Genomic DNA, 21,923 nt, shown 5'->3' on the forward strand with positions numbered 1-21,923 from the left:
TAAAAATTCTTTGAAGGATATTCATAAGACTATTATGAAGGAAAACAGCACAAAAAGAAACCCCTAATTCCCCCATGAATGGGGGCTAGGGGGTTGAAGTGTCAAAGACACTTTTTTATATTTTTCTGAAAAATGTAATCATTTTCCCTTTCTCATTCGTTTCTATATATAACAGCGAAATTTTTCTCATGCCGATTCATTTTCAAGGGACAGAACCGGATTGGCTTTTCGTTCATTCATTTAACTATATGATGACAGGTACAATTTTTATGGAGGAAATGTATATGGAATTATATTTGGATCACATTTCAAAAAAGTATAAGGACAAGGTGGCAGTGGACGACGTATCCTTGCGGCTGACGCCGGGCGTCTGGGGGCTGCTGGGCGCCAACGGCGCAGGAAAAACAACATTGATGCGGATGATTGCCGGCATTATGCGTCCGACGGCGGGGCAGGTGAAATATGACGGACTTCCCATCACGGAACTGAAAGAAAAGTACCGGGACCGGTTTGGCTACCTGCCGCAGGATTTCGGGTTTTATCCGGAATTTACAGTCAAAGGCTATCTTTATTACGTGGCGGCATTAAAGGGACTCACGAAAAGGGACACAAAACGGAAGGTGGAGGAGCTGCTGGAACAGATGACTCTCACAGAAGTGCAAAATAAAAAGATCGTCAAACTCTCCGGCGGTATGAAGCGGCGGGTGGGCATCGCGCAGGCGCTATTAAATGAACCGGAGGTGCTGGTGCTCGACGAGCCGACCAGCGGCCTGGACCCGGGGGAGAGGGTTCGTTTCCGCAATCTCCTGTCAGAGTTTGCCCACGATAAGATCGTACTCATTTCCACGCATATCGTATCCGACGTGGAGTACATCGCCATGAGAAACGCCATCATGAAGGATGGAAAAATCATTGCCGAGGGGACGACGGAGGAGCTCACCCAAATGGTGGAAGGAAAGGTATGGAGCGGCAAGATCCCTGAAAGTCGTCTGCTGGAATTTGAACACCGGCTCAGGATTGTCAATCTGAAAAATGAGGAGGGCGGAAAGATTTCTCTGCGCTACCTGGCGGATGAACCTCAGATTTCAGGGAGCATTTCTGCTGCTCCGCGGATGGAAGATCTGTACCTGTGGCTGTTCCCGCAGGAGAATGGAGGTATATCATGAGAATATTTATGCTGGAAGTGAAAAAAATCATAAGAACGAGAGTTACATGGATTCTGCTTCTTGCCGCCCTGCTGCTTTCCGGTCTGATGGCGTACATTCCGGTTACCTTTGAGGGCGTCAGTGTACAGAATGGAGATGGAGAAAGAACAGAGTTCAGCGGTCTTGCGGCAGTCCATTATCTGCAGGATCTGCGAGCGGACATATCCGGAGATGTTACGGCAGAAAATGTACAGCGGGCGGTGCGGGAGTATCAAAGTGCCCTGAAGGAATATGGAGCCACGGACAGTTACGAACTTCCGGAGGAGGTGTATTATGACAGGCTGATAAAATACCAGCCGTTTGTTCACGGCGTGCGGGAAGTGTTTTCTGATGAGAAAACCGGCATGGCGCCGGGATTTCTTTCCCTCAGTCTGGAAGAAGTCGGTACATTTTATGAGAAAGCGCCGGTGCGGCTGGCAAACCTGATGCGCATGGAGGGAAGCAGTCAGTCGGACATCGACAAAGCGCAGGTCATGTATCAGAAAGTGGAGAAGCCGTTTCAATACTATACCGGTGTGGAAGGCAATAGCATGGACTATCAGGTGCTGTACATTTTCCTGCTGACCATTTTCTGCGCCGTTATCGTATCTCCGATTTTTTCCATGGAGTATCAGACCGGCTCGGATGATATTCTTCGATGCACAAAATACGGGCGTCTTCGCCTTGCGGTGACAAAAATACTGTCAGCGCTGTGTATCACCGGAATTACTTTCCTGTTGTGCGGTATCATCTGGATTCTCGTTACCAATATGCTGTTCGGCTGGGAGAGTACAAAAACTTCCATGCAGATGATCTTCTCCGCCAGCAGTCTTCCGGCGTTAAATATGGGAGAGCTGGAATGGGTGAACCTGCTGGGAAGTTTCCTGCTGTTTCTCTCTCTGATGAGTCTGATTCTTTTCCTGTCCGCACGGATTAAAAACGCTGCCATTGCGCTTGCCGCCGCCATGTTCTTCTGTATCCTGCCGGTCATTATCTACATTGGAGCTCCGGAAGTTCTGAGTAACTGGCTTCAGTGTCTGCTGCCGGGCGGCGCCATCGGCCTGAACAACAGCCTGCTATACGCCATGACAAAACTGGATTTTCTGCATCTGGGCAGCTTATCCGTCTGGAACGTGCATCTCATGTTCATTGCTGCTGCCATCTGGATACCGGTGCTGCTCATCGGGACGGCGTGGTCCTATTGCCGGAGGAGTATGTAAGAGCAGACTGCGTATAGGGAGAATCTCCGCTGAAAAGAAATGTTCTGATTTGCTGAAAAAATATTCTTATACTTATATATCAGATTACATTGGAGCCGCTGGACAGAATGGTTTGGTCTGTCAGCGGCTTTTCCTGCTTTATAAAAGAAAAAGCACAGTGGAAATAATTGCAAAAAGGAGTTGTGTAATCCAAACCTTTGTGCTAGAATTGGGCTTGTATGTATAAAATAGGAGAGAATATGTATACTTTATTGACGAGAGACGGCCTGGCAAAAAGAGGCAGGCTTGAGACAGTGCACGGCACCATTGAGACGCCGGTTTTCATGAACGTGGGAACGGTGGGCGCTATCAAGGGAGCGGTGAGCACAGACGATTTGAAGACAATAGGAACACAGGTAGAGTTATCCAACACGTATCATCTTCATGTGCGTACGGGTGACGAGCTGATCAAGAAGTTCGGAGGGCTCCATAAATTTATGGCCTGGGACAGGCCCATTCTCACGGACTCCGGCGGATTTCAGGTGTTTTCCCTGTCGGGACTCCGGCGGATCAAAGAGGAGGGCGTATATTTTCAGTCCCACATTGACGGACACCACATTTTCATGGGACCGGAGGAGAGCATGCAGATTCAGTCGAATCTGGGTTCGACCATAGCTATGGCCTTTGATGAATGTCCCCCAAGCAAGGCGGACGAGTCCTACATCCGTAACTCCGTGGCGCGGACCACCCGCTGGCTGGCGCGCTGCAAGGCGAAGATGGCAGAACTTAACAGTCTGCCGGATACAGTGAATCCGCATCAGCTTCTGTTCGGTATCAATCAGGGCGGTATCCTGGCGGATGTGCGGAAGGAACACGCGCGGATCATCAGTGAGATGGATCTGGACGGTTACGCCATCGGCGGACTGGCAGTGGGAGAGACCCATGAGGAGATGTACCACATTTTGGACGAGACGGTGCCTTGCCTGCCGGCAGACAAGCCGACATATCTGATGGGCGTAGGTACGCCGGCCAACATTGTGGAGGCAGTGGACCGGGGCGTGGACTTTTTTGACTGCGTGTATCCGTCGCGGAACGGCCGGCACGGACATGTATACACGGCTCACGGTAAGCTGAACCTCTTTAATAAGAAGTACGAGCTTGATCCGAGGCCGATTGAGGAGGGCTGCGGATGTCCGGCATGCAGAACCTACAGCCGCGCTTACATCAGACATCTTTTAAAGGCAAAAGAGATGCTCGGCATGAGACTCTGCGTTCTTCATAACCTGTATTTTTACAATCATCTGATGGAGCGCATCCGGGCGGCCATCGAGGAGCACCGTTACAAAGAGTTCAAAAAAGAGACGCTGGAAGGATTCCTGACGCCGGAAGAGGAGCTGCGCTGAGAGAACAGCAGAATTTGTTGCAGCGGAAACCGTGTGCCAGGACAGCATCCGGATTTATAAGTAAATTAGTTTTGTTATTATAATTCTGTTATTATAATATAGAAAGAAAAGAAAATGGAGGTATCACATGTTATTAAATCAGGCAGCAAGTGCTAACATCATAACAATCATTCTTTACATCGTTGTTTTTGGAGCGATCATTTACTTCATGATGATTCGTCCGCAGAAGAAACAGCAGAAGGAAGCGGCAGCTATGCATGCAAGTATGCAGGCAGGAGACAGCGTCCTTACCACAAGCGGATTTTACGGCGTGATCATCGATATTATGGACAACACGGTAATCGTAGAGTTCGGCAACAACCGTAACTGCCGTATCCCGATGCAGAAAGACGCCATCGCAGCGGTAGAGAAACCGAATCTCACAAAAACAGAAGAAGAATAAGAAAGACAGACTGCCGCGGAGCATACATCCGAGAGAACCGGATGTGTGCCCACGGCAGTTTTTCTGTTTGGAAGGCAGCAGTTCTAAAGCTGCCGCATCTTTCATAAACTATAAAAAAATTCTGAGGTGTGGCATGAAAACAGACGGAATCTTTGACAGGGAAGGAATGAAAAAGGTGCTTGCGCTGCTGACTGGTGCGGCAGCGGCAGCTGCGGCGACGATTCTTCTCATTGCGATCTTCGCTTTCATCATGCTGAAAACGGAGATGTCCGCCAGCGCGGAAAATATCGGTATCATCTGCATCAGCGTCATCTCCTGTTTTGCCGGCGGTTTTTTCTGCGGGAGAAAAAATGAGAAGAGGGGCTTTCTGTGGGGACTGGCTGTGGGATGTCTTTATTTTCTTTTCATCTTCCTGCTGCGGCTTTGCAGCGGGCAGGATGTTTCCATGAAGGTGTTTCAGCTTTTTACCACATTTCTTTACTGCGCCGGCAGCGGGATGCTTGGCGGGATGTTAAGCTGAAAAAAACTCTTCCTTTATAAAATTGTTTGTGCTATACTACACACAGGAGTGTCATTCTGACACCGTAATTTGAGACGTCCGGCGGAAGCCGCGTCCCAGACTACATAGAAGATTATGAGCAAGGAGGCATTTGGTATGAAGCGCGTTAAAACACTTACTGGCAACAAGACATATGCAGTAAGCATGTGCAAAGGCGGATGCGGCGAATGTCAGACATCCTGTCAGTCTGCATGCAAGACATCCTGTACAGTTGGCAACCAGACTTGCGAGAACAACAAATAATTGAACCGCAGCATATGGCCGGATAATACCGGCATGTTTGCAATTAGGGTGAGCAGAGGGTTCTGTTCACCCTATCTGTTGTGTCATAAGCATCTGCTATTTGGACAGGGTCACGGCATATTCCCATATGGTATATGAGTGCCGGAGATAAATAAAAATATAATACGGATGCATGACGCAAGATTAGAGAACAGAAAGGAGACAGATTGTGGTTCATCAGTACAAAAATAACGGATATAATATCGTGATGGATATCTGCAGCGGCGCCATCCACGTGGTGGATGATGTGGTGTACGATGTGGTCGCTCTTTTTGAGGACAATACTCTGGATGCCATCAAAGAACAGCTCCCGTACGGGGAATCAGAGGTAGAAGAAGCTTATCAGGAGGTTCAGGAATTAAAAGAACAGGGCCTTCTGTTTACGGACGATATATATGAAGACTACATAAAAGAAGTGAAAGAACGGAAGACCGTTGTCAAGGCTTTATGTCTTCACATTGCCCATGACTGTAACCTTGCCTGCCGCTATTGTTTTGCGGAGGAGGGAGAATATAAAGGAGACCGGGCGCTGATGAGCGCCGAGGTGGGAAAGGCTGCTTTGGATTTCCTGGTGCGAAGCTCCGGAAACCGTCATAATCTGGAGGTGGATTTTTTCGGCGGCGAGCCGACCATGAATTTCGGCGTTGTGAAAGAAGTGGTGGAATATGGCCGTTCCCTGGAAAAAAAATATGACAAGCATTTCCGGTTCACTCTGACAACCAACGGTATTTTGCTTAATGATGAGATCATGGAGTTTGCCAACAAAGAGATGGACAACGTGGTGTTGAGCGTAGACGGACGGAAGGAAGTCAACGATTATATGCGCCCGACCCGCAACGGCAAGTCCAGTTATGATATCATCATGCCGAAGTTCATCCGTTTTGCGGAGTCCAGACATCAGCAGAAATATTATGTGCGCGGTACATTTACCAGACGGAATCTGGATTTTTCCAAAGATGTCATTCATCTGGCGGATCTGGGATTTGAACAGATCTCCATGGAGCCGGTGGTAGGGCTGCCGGAAGAGCCGTACGCCATCCGGGAGGAAGATCTGCCGCAGATTTTTGAGGAGTATGACCGCCTTGCTAAAGAGATCATCAAACGGAATCAGGAGGGAAAAGGATTTAATTTCTTCCATTTTATGATCGATCTGACCGGCGGTCCGTGTGTGGCGAAGCGTCTGTCCGGCTGCGGCAGCGGAACGGAATACCTGGCGGTAACTCCGTGGGGAGACCTGTATCCGTGCCATCAGTTCGTGGGCGAGGAACAGTTTCTTCTCGGCAATGTCTTTGATGGCATAAAGAGAACGGATATCTGCGATGAATTCCGTCAGTGCAATGTATATACGAAAGATAAATGCCGGGAATGCTTCGCGAGATTTTACTGCAGCGGCGGCTGTGCTGCGAATTCCTACAAGTTCCATGGCGTCATTGACGATGCTTATGAGCTTAGCTGTGAGATGGAAAGAAAACGTGTAGAATGTGCCATTATGATTCAAGCCGCGCTGGCACAGGAAAGGGAGTAAGAAGATGGCTAATAAACGTAAAAAGAACAGCAATCCGAAGCGGAATGCGGTTCTGACCATTCTGGTGACTATAGTTGTCGCTGCTGTGTGTCTTTACACAGTTTTGGTTGGACTGGGAAAGGATCACCTTGGTTCTGCCAAAAACATTGAACTGGGTCTTGATCTGGCAGGCGGCGTCAGCGTCACCTATGAGGTCAATGAGGAGAATCCGTCCCAGACGGATATGGATGATACCAGATATAAGCTGCAGCTTCGTGTGCAGAATTACAGCACAGAGTCAGAGGTATATCAGGAAGGCTCCAACAGGATCACTGTGGAGATTCCGGGTGCGACAGATGCCAACGCTATTCTTGAAGAGCTGGGTAAGCCGGGAGATCTGTCCTTCCAGACGGAAGATGGCACTGTTGTTCTGACGGGTTCCAACATCCAAAGTGCGCAGGCCGGAACCTATGATGAAAACGGTATCAATAATTATGTGGTTTCCCTGACAATGGATGAAGAGGGTAAACAGGCTTTTGCTGATGCAACGGCAAATAATATCGGTAAACCGATTTATATTTATTATGATGGTGAAGTTGTCAGTGCTCCTACGGTACAGTCGGCTATCACAGAAGGCGAATGTGTCATCGAAAATATGGAAAGCTATGAGGAAGCGGAAGATCTGGCTTCCACCATCCGTATTGGAGCGCTCCCGCTGACATTGACCGAGGTTCAGTCCAATGTGGTTGGAGCAAGACTGGGACAGGACGCCATTGACACGAGCCTTTTGGCAGGCGCCATCGGTATTGTGGTGATTTTCCTTTTCATGCTGATTCTTTATCGGATTCCGGGTCTGATGTCAGGTTTTGCTCTGCTTTGCTATGTGATTCTGAACCTGCTGGCCATCAACGGATTTAATGCGACGCTGACGCTGCCCGGTATCGCCGGCGTGATCCTCGCAATTGGTATGGCGGTGGATGCCAATGTCATAATTTTTACTCGTATCAAAGAAGAGATCAACGCAGGGAAGTCGGTGATCAATGCTATTGAGAGCGGATATAATAAAGCGCTGTCAGCGATTCTGGACGGAAATATCACTACCCTCATCGCTGCGGCTGTGCTTTGGTTCAGAGGTTCCGGTACGGTAAAAGGCTTTGCACAGACTCTTGCCATCGGTATTATTTTATCCATGTTCACAGCTTTGTTTGTGACAAAACGGCTGATGATCAGTGTTTATAACCTTGGCCTTAAGGATGAGAAGTTCTATGGCCGGGCGAAGGTGTTCAAAGTATTTAACTATATTAAGTTCAGCAAGTTCTGTATGATTGCTTCTGCCATTGTTATCATCCTGGGCTTTGTGTTCCTGCCGATCAACAAAAATGCCACCGGCAATATCCTTAATTTTGATCTGGATTTCTCAGGAGGTACCGCCATTACCATGACTCTGGATGATGAAATTACAGATGAGCTTGACCAGCAGATCTGTGATACGGTAAGAGAGAGTGTCGGCGGTGGAACTGTTCAAAGTCAAAAAGTACAGGGAGCCAATGAGCTGGTAGTTAAGACCGGAGAGCTTTCCCTTGACCAGAGAGAGACCCTGGAAAATACATTAAAAGACAGCTATTCGATTTCTGATTATCAGGTACAGCAGATTACAGGAAGTGTTTCCAATGAAATGCGGCAGGACGCCGTTATTGCAGTGGCCATTGCATCAATTTGTATGCTCATTTATGTGGCATTCCGGTTTAAGGATGTGAAGTTTGGCGTCAGTGCGGTACTTGCCCTGCTTCATGATGTACTCTGTGTCTTTACGGTATATTCCGTGGCCAGACTGTCGGTGGGAAGTACATTTATCGCATGTATGCTGACGATTCTCGGTTATTCGATCAATGCGACCATCGTTATATTTGACCGTATTCGTGAGAATCTGAAAGACAATCAGATGGTTAAACAGGGTCTGGATGTGGTGGTTAACACCAGTATCAGTCAGACTCTTACCCGCTCTATCAATACGTCTTTGACTACTTTTATTACCATTGCGATTCTTTATGTGGTAGGCGTTGCATCTATCAAAGAGTTTTCGCTGACTTTGATGTGCGGCGTTGTATTTGGCGCATATTCTTCCGTATGCATCACTGGTCCGCTGTGGTATCGCATGAAGATGATTTTTGACAGGAGAAAGGCTTCTACAAAGAAAAATACGGCAAAAATTGAGGAGAACAATAAGGCCGGAGAAAAGAAGACCTCCAAGAGGAAAAAGAAATAAAGAGGAACATGCATGAACGATGCGAGTTCCCGATTGTATCGTTAAAACAGCAAAAAGCAGGGGGCTGCCAGAAGGCGCCCCTTTCTTTTTGCCGCCGGATGACAGAAAGGAGGAAACCGAATGGAGCAGTGGTTCATATCCGCAAAAAAAGCGGATTTCAATGGAATCGCCAGACATTTTGGGATCAGTCCTGTGCTGGCAAGGCTCATGAGGAATCGAAATCTGACGACAGAAGAAGAAATGCGGAAATATCTCTACGGCTCTCTGGAGGATTTGTATGAACCGTCATTGCTGAAAGACGCGGAAAAAGGTGTTCAGGTGATCAAAGAGAAAATCATGGCGGGAAAAAAGATTCGCATTATCTCGGATTATGATGTGGATGGCGTATCCTCCAACTATATTCTGTATCGGGGGCTGGCCCGCTGCGGCGCTCAGGTGGATTATCGTATACCTGACCGGGTGGCTGACGGGTACGGAATTAATGAACATCTGATTGACCAGGCGTATGAAGATGGTGTGGATACGGTCATCACCTGTGATAATGGAATTGCTGCCGCAGAGCAGATCAGTTACGGCAACGGTCTTGGAATGACTTTTGTGGTGACGGATCATCATGATGTTCCGTTTGTTGAAAAAGACGGCGTCAGGACAGAGCAGATTCCGGAGGCAGCTGCCGTGATTAATCCGAAACAGGAGGATTGCGCATACCCGTTTAAAAATATCTGCGGCGCAGTGGTAGTTTATAAATTTATTGAATTGTTGTATGATGCCTTTGGGATTGGACGGCGGGAAGCGCAGGAGTTTTTGGAGATTGCAGCCATGGCGACAGTTTGCGACGTGATGATTTTGCAGGATGAAAACCGGATTCTTGTAAAAGAAGGGCTTCGCCGCATGAATGAAACAAAGATTCGCGGGCTGAGAGCGCTGATCGATGCCAATCATCTTGAGGACAAAAAGATCACTGCCTATCATCTTGGTTTTATTCTGGGCCCCTGTATTAATGCTTCCGGAAGACTTAAGACGGCAAAAAAAGCTTTGGATCTACTGCTGTGTACGGAGGAATCTGCCTGTCGGGCCATGGCGGAGGAATTGCTGGAGCTAAATTCCGAGAGAAAAGAAATGACGCGGAAGGGCGAGGAGGAAGCGCATCGGTATCTGGAAGAAACCGGGCAGATGCAAGATAAAGTGCTTGTTATATTTTTGCCGGATTGCCATGAAAGTATTGCAGGAATTATTGCAGGAAGAATCAGAGAGTGCTATAATAAACCGGTCTTTGTAATAACGAGAACCAGGGAAGGACTCAAAGGCTCCGGCCGTTCCATTGAGACATATCATATGTATAATGAGATGGTCAAGGTGAAGGAGTGCTTCACAAAGTTCGGAGGGCATCCTATGGCCGCGGGACTTTCCATGGAAGAGAGCAGGCTGTCCGAATTGCGGCAGCGTCTCAATGCCAATGCGCAGCTCACAGAGGAAGATTTTGTCAAAAAAGTGCACATTGATATTGCTCTTCCTGTTTCCTGGCTGTCTGAAGAATTTCTGACTGAGCTTGATATGCTGGAACCTTTTGGCAACGGAAATCAGAAGCCGCTCTTTGCGCAGAAAGGCTTTGTCATAACCGGAGCCCGGATTCTTGGCAGTACGGGACGTTGTCTGAAAATGTTTCTTCGGGATGAGAAGGGATACAGCATAGATGCCATTTATTTTGGCGATACATCTCTTTTCTTTCAGGACATGGAGAATTGCTGCGGCAAAGAAGAGACAGAGCGGATCAAAAAAGGATTATCTTCTTCCGTTCGCATGGACTGTACATATTATCCGGAAGTCAATGAGTGGAGAGGACAGCGTACCATGCAGATCGTGATAAAAAATTATCGCTTTTCCTGCAAAAAAGACATCGCATAAGGATGCAGATAAAAAAATAACAGAAATAGAACCAAGAGATAAAATAACAGTAAATGAGGGATGGTCAATGGCAAAAAAGATAGTGGAGAAAAGAGATATCCGTCTCATCGGTCTTGATCTGGACGGAACGACACTGACGACAGATAAAAAACTGACGCCCCACACGAAAGAGGTGCTGGAAGCATGTATTCGGCAGGGAATCGAAGTGCTTCCTGCTACGGGACGAGTATGGTCAGGAATTCCTGAAGAGCTTATGAAGATGGAGGGCGTTCACTATGTGATTTCTTCCAACGGTGCAGCTGTGGTGGAGCTGGCTACAGGAAAAGCTGTGTATACCAACGGCATTGCCTGGGACAGGGCGCTGGAGGTGTTTGATATACTGGAAAGATATGACACTTTCTATGATGCTTACGCAGAGGGCAATGGATGGTGCGAAGCAAGGTTCTACGAGAATCTTAATGACTACGGCATTGAACCGCTGATTCAGCGCCTCGTCAAAAGTTCCAGAACTTGTATTGAAGATCTGCGGGAATGGGTGAAGGAGCATAAATCGCCTATTGAAAAAATCAACATGTTCTTCCGTGATGAAGAAAAGAGACAACAGGCGTTCCGGGAGCTGAGCGGGATTCCTGATCTGGCAGTGACCTGCTCGCTGACTAACAATCTGGAGATTAATCATTGTACATGCAATAAAGGAGATGCGCTCCTGAATCTCGGAAAGATTCTGGGTATCTCCATGGAGCAGATCATGGCATGCGGCGACGGCAATAATGATCTGGAAATGGTAAGGAATGCCGGAGTGGGCGTTGCCATGGAAAATGGCGAGGACAGTGTGAAGGAAGCGGCAGATTATGTGACGGTGACCAATGATGAAGAAGGAGTGGCGCGCGCCATAGAACTGTTTTGTGATCTGCAGCTTAAGGAAAGAATTTCATAGGGATTTGCTATTTTTTCTGTTTTTTCGATGGCATTTCTGCTATAATAAAAATGCAGTTTAACATAAGAGCTCCTGCACAGCGTCAGTTGCGGCGCATAGGGAGAAATACATTATGTTAGAGAAAGGGTGGGCAAAGTGAGAAAGCTTGAAGATTATGTCAAAAGTATTCCGGATTTTCCAAAACCGGGCATTATTTTCCGGGATGTGACTTCTGTCCTTCAGGATCCGGAAGGATTAAAGCTGAGTATCCATGAGATGATGAAACGGCTGGAAGGAATGGAGTTCGATGTGATTGCCGGGACAGAAGCCCGGGGATTTTTGTTTGGCATGCCGCTTGCTTACAATAAGAGCAAGGGTTTTGTGCCAATCCGGAAAAAGGGCAAGCTGCCAAGAGAGACCATCAGTGAAGAGTATGATCTGGAATATGGTACGGAAACCATTGAGATGCATAGGGATGCGATCTTTCCGGGACAGAGAGTGGTTCTGGTCGATGACCTGCTGGCGACCGGCGGAACGGCTGCGGCTGCCATCAGGATGATTGAAAAGCTTGGCGGAAAAGTCGTAAAAGTATTGTTCCTTATGGAATTGGCCGGGCTTGAGGGAAGAAAAGAGCTGGAAGGCTACGATGTGGATTCTGTCATTGTTTATCCGGGTAAATAATGGATATAGCCCGTCTCTGCCTTCAGATTTTATTTGGCGGAGATGGCTTCTCCCTGTGCGGTATTATCCGCACGGGGATTTCTTGTGATACAGGGATTCTGCTGCCTTCGGCGGGAGAAAACGTAATATAGTATACAGAGAATAGGTGGATTGTTAGAGTTGGAACATTTGAATTTATTACAGCGAATAGAGAATAAATCTGCAAGCTTCAGTAAAGGACAGAAGAGGCTTGCGCAATATATTACTGATAATTTTGATACGGCGGCATATCTGACAGCCTCCAAACTTGGAAAAGAAGCCGGTGTCAGTGAATCTACGGTGGTTCGTTTTGCGTATCAGCTGGATTATGACGGCTATCCGGAGCTGCAGAAAGCCATTCAGGTGATTGTCAAAACTAATTCCAATTCGATGCAGAGGATGTCCCTTTCCTCCAAACGTTATCAGGAGAAGGGCGTCCTGAAGAGTATCCTCTCCACGGACTGTGAACGGCTGCGGGATACTATTCAGAATGGAGTTGATGAAGAAGAATTCAACAAAGCGGTAAAGTTTATCAACGAAGGCCGAAGATTATATATATTGGGAACAAGAAGCGCGGCTCATCTGGCAGGACTCATGGGATATTATTTCAAAATGCTGTTCGATAATGTGATCGTGGTGGATGCCAACAGTACTTCAGAAACGTTGGAGCAGATATACAATATGCAGCCCAACGATGTGATGATCGGCATTACATTTCCAAGGTATTCCAAGAGGACGATGATTGCCCTGCAGTTTGCCAAGGATCATGGGGCAAAAACGATCGCGCTTACCGACAATGCTCAGGCTCCGATCGTTGAGTTTGCCGACTGCAGTTTGTTTGCCAAAAGCGATGTGATGACCATTGTGGATTCTCTTGTTTGTGCCTTGAGTGTGGTAAATGCACTGGTGACAGCCATCGCTTTGCAGAGAAAGGACGATGTGGAAAAAAGGCTCATGGCTCTGGAAGAAATCTGGAATGAGTATGATGTCTATAACAGAAGTGCTGATTACAACAGTTTCTGAGAGGATACACAAAGATATGAAAAAGGTAATAATAATTGGCGGAGGGGCAGCCGGAATGATGGCTGCCATTTCTGCCTCCGGAGAAGGGAAAAGAGTTATCCTTCTGGAAAGAAATGAAAAGCTTGGCAAGAAGCTTTTTATTACCGGCAAAGGACGCTGCAATATTACCAATGCCTGTGACGCGGAGGAATTTTTAAGCCATGTAGCCACCAACAGCCGGTTTCTCTACAGCTCTTTTTCCAGGTTCAATAACGATGATATGATTCGGCTGCTGAATGATGCGGGGCTGAAAACCAAGGTGGAGCGCGGGCAGCGGGTTTTCCCTCAGTCCGACCATTCTTCCGATGTGATCGGAACTTTGAAAAGGCTCTGTGACCGGAATGGAGTACAGATTCATTACCATACCAAAGTGGAAAAAATACTGCTTCATCATGACGCCGGGAATGCATTTTTTGCAGGGGTGCAGCTTTCAGACGGTAAAACCATCGAGGGGGATTCTCTCATCCTTGCCGCCGGCGGCTGTTCGTATACGTCCACCGGTTCCGATGGGGACGGATACCGGCTGGCACGTTCCGTCGGTCACAGTATAAAACCGCCGTATCCATCGCTGGTGCCTTTTATTATGAAGGAAAACTGGTGCCGGGAGCTCATGGGGCTGACTCTGAAAAATGTTTCCATACGTGTTAAACAGCAGAAAAAAGTGATCTACGAGGGATTTGGCGAGTTTTTGTTTACGCATTTTGGCGTCAGCGGGCCGCTGGTCCTGACGGCAAGCACCTGCCTCGGAAAGTATCAAAAAGCGCTGGAAGACGGCAGGCTTACGCTGATTCTTGATCTGAAGCCGTCTCTGACTGCGGAGCAGCTGGAAAAACGCTATCTGCGGGAGTTTGATATCTACCGCAATAAAAATATTTCCAATGTCATCGAACGGATGCTGCCGCGGAAGATGGTTCCTGTTTTCCTGAGGGAAGCCGGCGTGCCGGAAGATAAGAAGGTGAGGGATATCACCAAAAAGGAGCGCCGCAGGATGATCGAGATCATGAAAGGGCTGGAAATGCATATCGCCGGAGTGCGGGGGTTTGAAGAGGCGATCGTCACCCGGGGCGGCGTCAGCGTAAAAGAGGTTTCGCCGACCACTATGGAGTCCAAGTTGGTAAAAAATATTTTTTTTGCCGGAGAAATTCTTGACGTGGATGCGGTAACGGGAGGATTTAATCTGCAGATTGCCTGGTCTACGGGATATACGGCAGGATTTTTTGCATAAAAAGGGGTTCCTTTTTTGCTTTTTTTGTGATAGAATGATTTAGTGTAGGCAATGCTGTGTCACTAGACATAGAACAGATGAATACCAGAGGACGGGAGGCAGTATCCATGTATTACAGTATTGCGATTGATGGTCCGGCGGGAGCTGGAAAGAGTACCATTGCCAAGGAGATTGCGAAGAAGATTCATTTTATTTATGTGGATACAGGCGCTATGTATCGGGCGATCGCCCTTTATTTTTTGAGAGAGGGGATTGATGGTCATGATACGGAACGCATTTCGGAGGAGTGTCCGAAGATTCGTGTCACCCTCGGATATGACGGGGAAGGAAGGCAGCAGGTTTTCCTGAATGGAGAGAATGTAACGCCTTTTATCAGGACCGAGGAAGTCGGGAAGATGGCGTCCCTCACAGCAGCGATTCCTGCCGTTCGCGCGGCGCTTCTCGATCTTCAGAGAGATATGGCGCGTACATCCAATATTTTAATGGATGGAAGAGATATCGGGACCAACGTGCTTCCTGATGCATCGCTCAAGATTTATCTTACCGCTTCATCGGCTGTCCGTGCAAAGAGACGTTTCGATGAGCTTAAGGCGAAGGGAACGGATTGTGATTTTGCACAGATTGAGAGAGATATCATCGAGAGAGACAAGCAGGACATGGAGCGCGAGATCGCCCCTCTTAAGAAGGCGGAAGATGCAGTGCTGGTAGATTCCTCGGAACTTTCCATCGACGAAGTCGTGGATAAGGTCATTGCCGAATATAATAAAATAATTTTACCGGAGTAAAGAATGGAGATCAATATAGCAAAGTCTGCTGGCTTTTGTTTTGGGGTTCGGAGAGCTGTAGATACAGTTTATAAAGAATCTGCGAAGAAGAATGTTTATACTTATGGCCCCATTATCCACAACGATGAAGTTGTGGCTGACCTTGAGCGGCAGGGAGTCGGAGTGATTAATGACAGCAATGAGTTTCGTTCCCTGGGGAAAGGAACCATCATTATTCGTTCCCATGGAGTGCCCAAGGCGATTTACGATGAGATTGCAGATGCAGGTCTTGATCTGGTCGATGCAACCTGTCCCTTTGTCCGAAAGATTCACAGAATCGTGGAAAAGGAGAGCGGGGACGGCAGAGTAGTTATTATTGTAGGCAACAACCATCATCCGGAAGTGGAAGGGATCATGGGATGGTGCCATACCACGCCGATTGTCATTGAGAATCGGGAACAGGCAGAAGCAATTGCAGTTGATGCGGATACAAAGCTGTCTATTGTATCACAAACGACATTTAACTACAATAAGTTTCAATATTTAGTTGAAATTATCTCAGAAAAGGGTTATGATATAAATGTTTTTAATACGATTTGTAATGCCACGGAGGAACGGCAGAAGGAGACCAGAGAGCTGGCCATGCGTTCCGACGCGATGATCGTCATCGGCGGCAGACACAGCTCGAACACTCAAAAACTTTTTGAGATAAGTAAAAAAGAATGTAGTAATACTTTTTATATACAAACAAAAAATGATTTGAATATGGAGGATTTTCATAATATCGGGATACTCGGTATTACTGCAGGGGCATCGACCCCAAACAATATTATCAAGGAGGTTCATGAAAGCATGGCGGAAATGAGTTTTGACCAGATGCTGGAAGAAAGTTTTAAGACAATCAGAAATGGAGAGGTTGTACAGGGTACTATTATCGATGTAAAAGAGGATGAGATCATCTTAAATATTGGATATAAATCTGACGGTATCATTACAAGAAACGAATATTCCAACGACCAGAACTTAGACCTGACTACTGTAGCCAAGGTTGGCGACGAGATGGAGGCTAAGGTTCTGAAAGTGAATGACGGTGAGGGACAGGTTCTCTTAACCTACAAGAGACTGAAAGCAGAAAAAGGCAACAAGAGACTGGAAGAGGCTTTCAATAATAAGGAAGTATTAAAAGCTACTGTTGCCAAAGTACTTGACGGCGGATTAAGCGTTGTTGTGGAAGATACAAGAGTATTTATCCCGGCAAGCCTCGTATCTGATACTTACGAGAAGAACTTAAAGAAATATGACGGACAGGAGATCGAGTTCGTTATCACAGAGTTTAATCCTCGCAAGAGAAGAATCATTGGTGACCGCAAACAGCTTCTGGTTGCCGAGAAGAAGGCAAAACAGGAAGCATTATTTGCAAGAATCGAAGTTGGCATGACTGTAGAAGGAACAGTGAAGAATGTAACAGATTTCGGTGCATTCATCGATCTGGGCGGTGCTGACGGTCTTCTGCATATCTCTGAGATGAGCTGGGGACGTGTGGAGAATCCTAAGAAGGTCTTCACAGTAGGCGAGCAGGTTAAAGTGCTGATCAAGGATATTCAGGGCGAGAAGATCGCGTTATCCTTAAAGTTCCCTGAGACCAATCCTTGGCTGACTGCAGATGAGAAATATGCAGTAGGTAATGTTGTAACCGGTAAGGTTGCCCGCATGACAGATTTCGGCGCATTTATCGAACTGGAGCCGGGTGTTGACGCACTTCTTCATGTTTCTCAGATTGCAAAAGAGCATATCGAGAAGCCTTCCGATGTATTAAAGGTTGGTGAAGAAATTACAGCGAAGGTTGTAGATTTCAAAAAAGATGAGAGAAAAATCAGTCTGAGTATCAAAGCGCTGGATACTCCAAAAGAAGACTAATCAATCTGTAATTAAGAAAGGTGTTGTGTAACTGCAGCACCTTTTTTTCGTAATGGAGCGTTGGGATGAAGGAAGATAGAAACACGATACTTATTGTGGAAGACCAGAAAATAAACAGAACGATTCTGCGTTATATGATTCAGAATGCGTATGATGTGCTGGAGGCAGAAAACGGGGCGGAGGCATGGTCGATTCTTGAAGAGAAAAATGAGGAGATTATCGCAATTTTACTTGATATTGTAATGCCGGTCATGGATGGATATGAATTTTTGAAAAAACTTAAGGGATCCCGGTGGGAGAGTATCCCCGTGATTGCCATGACCGGAGACAGCGATATTACCACAGAGGAGAGAACGCTGGAGCTGGGAGCCTGGGATTTTATCATTAAGCCATATAAAGAGCGGATTCTCATGACACGTCTGAAAAATGCTATTGCCAGAAGCCGTATGGGGTATTTAAAGAAAATGCAGCATTTGGCAGAGCATGATTCTGTAACCGGACTTTATAATCGAATGCATTTTTTTAAAGAAACAGAGCAGATGCTGCAGAAACATCTGAAGGAGCCTTTTGTATTCATTCGTATGGATATCAAACGATTTCGGCTTATTAATTCCTATTGGGGTGAAGAGGGAGGAAATCGCATTCTGTGTTTTATGGCGGACCTTCTGCGGAATATTTCAAGTCATTATCCATACTGTACATTCGGACGTATAGAATCAGATATTTTTGGCATCTGTATTCCTTATGAGAAAAGAGACTGTGATAGTATGCTCCAGTTTCTGATTTGTCAGATTCTTTCCTATAGTACGAGTTTTGCTCTTGAACCGTCTTTCGGAATATATTGTATAGAGGATAACAGTACGCCGGCAGAAAATATGTTTATTTTGGCGACTATGGCAAGCCGGAAAATAAAAAATCGTTATCAGGATTACATAGGTGTATACGATGAGAAGCTGGGTCAGCAGATTACACAGGAGCAGGAAGTGTTCAATGATATGCGTCCTGCTCTGGAGAATGAAGAGTTTGTTATCTATTTTCAGCCAAAATACAATGGCTATACGCAGCTGCCTTACGGAGCTGAGGCGCTGATTCGCTGGAATCATCCTAAAAAAGGGCTTATTGCTCCTACGCAGTTTATTCCAGTTCTGGAAAAAAACGGATTTATCGAGAAATTGGATTACTATGTCTGGGAGAAAGTCTGTCAGTACATAAAAAAATGGAAAGATGAAGGTTTGACACCGGCGCCTATTTCCGTCAATATGTCACGAGTTGACTGTTCCAATGCGGGTCTGCCCGATAAGCTCACCTACCTGGTGAAAAAATATGATATTTCACCGGGGCTTCTTCAGCTGGAGTTGACAGAGAGCGCCTATATGGATAATCCGGACTTTGTCAACAGTATGATCTGCGAGCTTCGTAAAAGAGGTTTCCGGATTATGATGGATGATTTTGGAAGCGGTTTTTCCTCTCTGAATACGCTGAAGGATATACAGGTGGATTATCTGAAACTTGATATGAAGTTTCTTTTTTCTCATTCCAATGATTTCAAGAGCAAGAGGATTCTTTCGTCTGTGGTGTCCATGGCTAAATGGCTGCGGCTTAAGGTGATCGCAGAAGGCGTAGAGACAGAAGAACAGTTTGATTTCTTAAAGAGAATACAGTGTGATTATATTCAGGGATATTATTTTTCAAAACCAATGCCGGTCTCTGAATATGAGGAAAAGATCATACCGCTCATTGAAAAGAATCCGGAGATCGAGGATTTGACGCAGCAAAGAAGTCTTGTTTACATGTCCGAAGATATCTACGAGAAGATATACGCCGATGAGCTGACCGGGCTTTATAACCGGCGTTTTCTTAATGAATGGATGTTTCTTGACAAGATGCGTCCGGGGGAAGAGCTTCGGAGTGTTGCCATGATACTCATGGATATTCGAAGCTTTAAAGAAATTAACGATACCTACGGGCATCTGGCAGGAGATGAAGTACTTGTGAAAGTAGCCTCAGTTTTAAAAACTTCTGTGCGGGACAGCGATTCCGTCATACGCTACGGTGGGGATGAATTTCTGGTCATTTTCCTCAATTGCCCGGAAAAACGTGTGTACAGCCGGATTGAAGAGATCTGCGCACTGCTTGCCGGTATTGCCTATGGAGAAAATGAGACCAGGCATATCACAGCGGATTTCGGTATTTCCTATACGGAAGACTTTGAGAAGACCAAAAACTTCCTCAATGACATGATCAACCAGGCGGATGAACGAATGTATCGGAACAAAAAGAAAAAAGGGTGCGAAAAAGAAAACACCGTGAAATACTGACGCTCCAATGCTTCTACAGAGCGCTGATAAACAATGTCAGCGCTCCGCAGAAAATGCCGAGTGCAGCACCGCAGAGGACATCTTTCGGAAAATGAACCCCCGCGATAACGCGAATCATTGCCAGAAGTATTCCGCACGAAAGAAGAAAGATGCCGGCTGGCATCAGAGTGCCGCACCAGAGTGTGCCGATCAGAAAGATGGAGAACACATGTCGGCTTGGAAAAGACTGTCCGTGGCCGTCTCTGGCAATCAGAGGCTGTATGTCATATACTTCGTAAGGGCGCGGGCTGTTGATGAGCTTCCGTATCCGGCTCATGGCCAGAAAGAAAAACGCCGGAAGAAACAGAAACGCAAAGAACCGTTTGTCGAGCATTACGGCCATCCATACCAGCAGAGCGGGATAAAAAAGAAAACCCGCCAGAGTCAGGATGCGGTTCAAAACATTTATAATAGATATATAACCGGGATGCGTCTGAAACGGACGCATTATTTTTGCGTAAAAATCAGAATTCATACATTTTCTCCTCGATGTGCATGATAAATACCCGTTTATTATATACTGCTGAAAAATGTTCATCAATTAGCAGAATGCACAAAAACAGAAAGTAAAAAAAGACAAGAAATGCTTTTAAAATCTTTACAAACAAGGTATTATTAAGACAGTATTGCATTATGCATCATATAATACTTATTTTAAAATAAGAAGAATAAAGAGAGATAGGAGGACAAATATTTATGAGAGGAATCGAGACAAGAATACAGGATATCCGTCATATGGTTTTTACAGAGGTAGCCAAAATGGCCTATCAGGAAGAGGCGTCTGTGGAAAAGCATATTGAGAAAATCCCGTACGAGATCATCCCTGGGGACGTGGCGAACTTCCGAAATGACGTGTTCCTGGAGAGAGCCATCGTAGGAGAGAGAGTGCGTCTTGCCATGGGCCTGCCGTGCCGCGACGCCGGCAACCAGGCGCCGATATCCGAGGACGTGGAAGCAGCGGACCGTCCGGAGACTTACTACACACCTCCGCTGATCAATATTATCAAGTTTGCCTGCAACGCCTGCCCGGAGAAGCGTCTCATCGTCACCGAGGGCTGCATGGGTTGTCTCGCTCATCCGTGTATGGAAGTCTGCCCGAAAGACGCGGTGCATCTGGACCGCACCATCGGCAGAGCCAGCATCGATCAGGACAAATGTATCAAATGCGGCCGCTGTGCGACGGCCTGCAGCTATAACGCCATCATCACCCAGGAACGCCCGTGCGCGGCGGCCTGCGGCATGGACGCCATCCATTCCGACTCACAGGGCAAGGCGGAAATCGACTATGATAAATGCGTTTCCTGCGGTATGTGCCTGGTAAACTGTCCGTTTGGCGCCATCTCCGACAAGTCCCAGATCTTTCAGATTATCCGGGGCATCCAGTCCGGTGAAAAGATATACGCCGCCATTGCGCCGGCCTTTGTGGGACAGTTCGGCCCGAAAGTGACCTCCGGAAAACTTCGTGCCGCCATCAAGCAGCTGGGCTTCACCGACGTATTTGAGGTGGCCATCGGCGCCGACTTATGTGCCGTGCAGGAAGCCGACGACTTCATGGAAAATGTACCGGAACGACTGCCGTTCATGGCGACATCCTGCTGTCCGGCCTGGTCCGCCATGGCAAAAAAAGAGTTCCCGGACTACGCCGACTGTGTTTCCATGGCTCTCACGCCGATGACCCTGACCGCCCGTCTGATCAAACATACCCGTCCGGGCTCTAAAGTGGCATTTATCGGTCCGTGCTCCGCTAAAAAACTTGAGGCTATGGACCCGGCAGTCCGCAGTGAAGTTGACTTTGTGCTGACCTTTGAAGAAATGACCGGAATCTTCGCGGCCCGCGGCATCGACTTAAATACCATCGAAGAACTGCCGGGCGGCGTCAACGACTCCTCCGCCGACGGACGTGCCTTCGCCGTATCCGGCGGTGTAGCCCGCGCCGTTGCCGACGTCATCGCCAAAAAATATCCGGACCACAAAATGCAGGTGGCCAACGCCGAAGGCCTGAAAGAATGTAAAAAACTCATGGCCCTCGCCAAAGCCGGCCGCTACCAGGGCTACCTCCTGGAAGGCATGGCCTGCCCGGGCGGCTGCGTCGCCGGCGCCGGCACCAGACAGCCGGTAAACAAAGCCCAGACCTTTGTTAAGAACTACGCCGGCAAAGCCAGCCACCAGACCGCCGACCAGACCGAGAGCGTGAAAGAGCTGAAGCACCTGGTGGGAGAAGAAGGGTAGAAAGATTCCC

The 21,923-nt window shown here is 47.1% G+C and carries 18 protein-coding genes; 17 read left to right on the plus strand and 1 reads right to left on the minus strand.

Going from position 1 to position 21,923, the window contains the following annotated elements:
• The first annotated feature begins 284 nt into the window (after positions 1–284).
• The 16 genes from B5F87_RS08185 to B5F87_RS08260 all read left to right on the plus strand — a co-directional run bounded on the left by B5F87_RS08185 (position 285) and on the right by B5F87_RS08260 (position 19,645).
• Complete coding sequence (locus tag B5F87_RS08185; protein ID WP_087279850.1) at positions 285–1,166, plus strand: ABC transporter ATP-binding protein; 882 nt, start codon at positions 285–287, stop codon at positions 1,164–1,166.
• On the plus strand, positions 1,163–2,404 hold the full coding sequence (locus B5F87_RS08190) for an ABC transporter permease subunit (RefSeq protein ID WP_087279544.1): 1,242 nt from the start codon (positions 1,163–1,165) through the stop codon (positions 2,402–2,404). Before B5F87_RS08185 ends, B5F87_RS08190 begins: the two co-directional genes overlap by 4 nt.
• Positions 2,405–2,643: 239 nt before the next feature.
• The gene (tgt, locus tag B5F87_RS08195) at positions 2,644–3,786 is read left to right on the plus strand and encodes a tRNA guanosine(34) transglycosylase Tgt (protein ID WP_087279547.1); all 1,143 of its coding nucleotides are present in this window, start codon (positions 2,644–2,646) and stop codon (positions 3,784–3,786) included.
• A gap of 127 nt (positions 3,787–3,913) precedes the next feature.
• A complete protein-coding gene (gene yajC, locus B5F87_RS08200) occupies positions 3,914–4,228 on the plus strand; it encodes a preprotein translocase subunit YajC (RefSeq protein ID WP_087279551.1) in 315 nt (104 codons plus the stop codon).
• 133 nt (positions 4,229–4,361) lie between these two features.
• A complete protein-coding gene (locus tag B5F87_RS08205) occupies positions 4,362–4,748 on the plus strand; it encodes a TIGR04086 family membrane protein (RefSeq protein ID WP_090128054.1) in 387 nt (128 codons plus the stop codon).
• A 135-nt stretch (positions 4,749–4,883) separates the two neighbouring features.
• The gene (gene scfA, locus B5F87_RS08210; RefSeq protein ID WP_087279556.1) at positions 4,884–5,030 is read left to right on the plus strand and encodes a six-cysteine ranthipeptide SCIFF; all 147 of its coding nucleotides are present in this window, start codon (positions 4,884–4,886) and stop codon (positions 5,028–5,030) included.
• A 208-nt stretch (positions 5,031–5,238) separates the two neighbouring features.
• On the plus strand, positions 5,239–6,594 hold the full coding sequence (scfB, locus tag B5F87_RS08215) for a thioether cross-link-forming SCIFF peptide maturase (protein WP_087279559.1): 1,356 nt from the start codon (positions 5,239–5,241) through the stop codon (positions 6,592–6,594).
• A 4-nt stretch (positions 6,595–6,598) separates the two neighbouring features.
• Positions 6,599–8,839: a protein translocase subunit SecD gene (gene secD / locus B5F87_RS08220; protein WP_087279562.1), complete on the plus strand. Its 2,241-nt coding sequence runs from the start codon at positions 6,599–6,601 to the stop codon at positions 8,837–8,839.
• Between the two features lie 120 nt (positions 8,840–8,959).
• Positions 8,960–10,744: a single-stranded-DNA-specific exonuclease RecJ gene (recJ, locus tag B5F87_RS08225; protein WP_087279564.1), complete on the plus strand. Its 1,785-nt coding sequence runs from the start codon at positions 8,960–8,962 to the stop codon at positions 10,742–10,744.
• Between the two features lie 67 nt (positions 10,745–10,811).
• Positions 10,812–11,681: a Cof-type HAD-IIB family hydrolase gene (locus tag B5F87_RS08230; protein WP_087279567.1), complete on the plus strand. Its 870-nt coding sequence runs from the start codon at positions 10,812–10,814 to the stop codon at positions 11,679–11,681.
• A gap of 135 nt (positions 11,682–11,816) precedes the next feature.
• Positions 11,817–12,341: an adenine phosphoribosyltransferase gene (locus B5F87_RS08235; protein WP_087279853.1), complete on the plus strand. Its 525-nt coding sequence runs from the start codon at positions 11,817–11,819 to the stop codon at positions 12,339–12,341.
• A 159-nt stretch (positions 12,342–12,500) separates the two neighbouring features.
• Complete coding sequence (locus tag B5F87_RS08240; RefSeq protein WP_242964331.1) at positions 12,501–13,382, plus strand: MurR/RpiR family transcriptional regulator; 882 nt, start codon at positions 12,501–12,503, stop codon at positions 13,380–13,382.
• Positions 13,383–13,398: 16 nt separating this feature from the next.
• The gene (locus B5F87_RS08245; protein ID WP_087279856.1) at positions 13,399–14,646 is read left to right on the plus strand and encodes an NAD(P)/FAD-dependent oxidoreductase; all 1,248 of its coding nucleotides are present in this window, start codon (positions 13,399–13,401) and stop codon (positions 14,644–14,646) included.
• A gap of 107 nt (positions 14,647–14,753) precedes the next feature.
• Positions 14,754–15,431 (plus strand): (d)CMP kinase, encoded by a 678-nt coding sequence (gene cmk / locus B5F87_RS08250; protein ID WP_087279572.1) that lies wholly within the window; start codon positions 14,754–14,756, stop codon positions 15,429–15,431.
• Positions 15,432–15,434: 3 nt separating this feature from the next.
• Positions 15,435–17,327: a bifunctional 4-hydroxy-3-methylbut-2-enyl diphosphate reductase/30S ribosomal protein S1 gene (locus tag B5F87_RS08255; RefSeq protein ID WP_087279575.1), complete on the plus strand. Its 1,893-nt coding sequence runs from the start codon at positions 15,435–15,437 to the stop codon at positions 17,325–17,327.
• A 65-nt stretch (positions 17,328–17,392) separates the two neighbouring features.
• On the plus strand, positions 17,393–19,645 hold the full coding sequence (locus tag B5F87_RS08260) for an EAL domain-containing protein (RefSeq protein ID WP_087279578.1): 2,253 nt from the start codon (positions 17,393–17,395) through the stop codon (positions 19,643–19,645).
• Between the two features lie 13 nt (positions 19,646–19,658).
• Here the strand turns inward: B5F87_RS08260 and B5F87_RS08265 are convergent, their stop codons facing one another.
• Positions 19,659–20,159, minus strand: a complete 501-nt coding sequence (locus tag B5F87_RS08265) for a phosphatase PAP2 family protein (RefSeq protein ID WP_158096997.1) — start codon at positions 20,157–20,159, stop codon at positions 19,659–19,661.
• Between the two features lie 221 nt (positions 20,160–20,380).
• Here B5F87_RS08265 and B5F87_RS08270 point away from each other — a divergent pair, with 221 nt between their 5' ends.
• The gene (locus tag B5F87_RS08270) at positions 20,381–21,913 is read left to right on the plus strand and encodes a 4Fe-4S dicluster domain-containing protein (RefSeq protein ID WP_087279585.1); all 1,533 of its coding nucleotides are present in this window, start codon (positions 20,381–20,383) and stop codon (positions 21,911–21,913) included.
• The last annotated feature ends 10 nt before the right edge of the window (positions 21,914–21,923 follow it).

It is taken from the genome of Eubacterium sp. An3 (assembly GCF_002159465.1).
GTDB lineage: Bacteria > Bacillota > Clostridia > Lachnospirales > Lachnospiraceae > Anaerobutyricum > Anaerobutyricum stercoris.

Bases quoted from the DNA above. Each gene is read 5' to 3' on its own strand.
- B5F87_RS08185 (WP_087279850.1), top strand. From the start codon at position 285: ATGGAATTATATTTGGATCACATTTCAAAAAAGTATAAGGACAAGGTG.
- B5F87_RS08190 (WP_087279544.1), top strand. From the start codon at position 1,163: ATGAGAATATTTATGCTGGAAGTGAAAAAAATCATAAGAACGAGAGTT.
- tgt (WP_087279547.1), top strand. From the start codon at position 2,644: ATGTATACTTTATTGACGAGAGACGGCCTGGCAAAAAGAGGCAGGCTT.
- yajC (WP_087279551.1), top strand. From the start codon at position 3,914: ATGTTATTAAATCAGGCAGCAAGTGCTAACATCATAACAATCATTCTT.
- B5F87_RS08205 (WP_090128054.1), top strand. From the start codon at position 4,362: ATGAAAACAGACGGAATCTTTGACAGGGAAGGAATGAAAAAGGTGCTT.
- scfA (WP_087279556.1), top strand. From the start codon at position 4,884: ATGAAGCGCGTTAAAACACTTACTGGCAACAAGACATATGCAGTAAGC.
- secD (WP_087279562.1), top strand. From the start codon at position 6,599: ATGGCTAATAAACGTAAAAAGAACAGCAATCCGAAGCGGAATGCGGTT.
- recJ (WP_087279564.1), top strand. From the start codon at position 8,960: ATGGAGCAGTGGTTCATATCCGCAAAAAAAGCGGATTTCAATGGAATC.
- B5F87_RS08230 (WP_087279567.1), top strand. From the start codon at position 10,812: ATGGCAAAAAAGATAGTGGAGAAAAGAGATATCCGTCTCATCGGTCTT.
- B5F87_RS08245 (WP_087279856.1), top strand. From the start codon at position 13,399: ATGAAAAAGGTAATAATAATTGGCGGAGGGGCAGCCGGAATGATGGCT.
- cmk (WP_087279572.1), top strand. From the start codon at position 14,754: ATGTATTACAGTATTGCGATTGATGGTCCGGCGGGAGCTGGAAAGAGT.
- B5F87_RS08255 (WP_087279575.1), top strand. From the start codon at position 15,435: ATGGAGATCAATATAGCAAAGTCTGCTGGCTTTTGTTTTGGGGTTCGG.
- B5F87_RS08260 (WP_087279578.1), top strand. From the start codon at position 17,393: ATGAAGGAAGATAGAAACACGATACTTATTGTGGAAGACCAGAAAATA.
- B5F87_RS08265 (WP_158096997.1), bottom strand. From the start codon at position 20,159: ATGAATTCTGATTTTTACGCAAAAATAATGCGTCCGTTTCAGACGCAT.
- B5F87_RS08270 (WP_087279585.1), top strand. From the start codon at position 20,381: ATGAGAGGAATCGAGACAAGAATACAGGATATCCGTCATATGGTTTTT.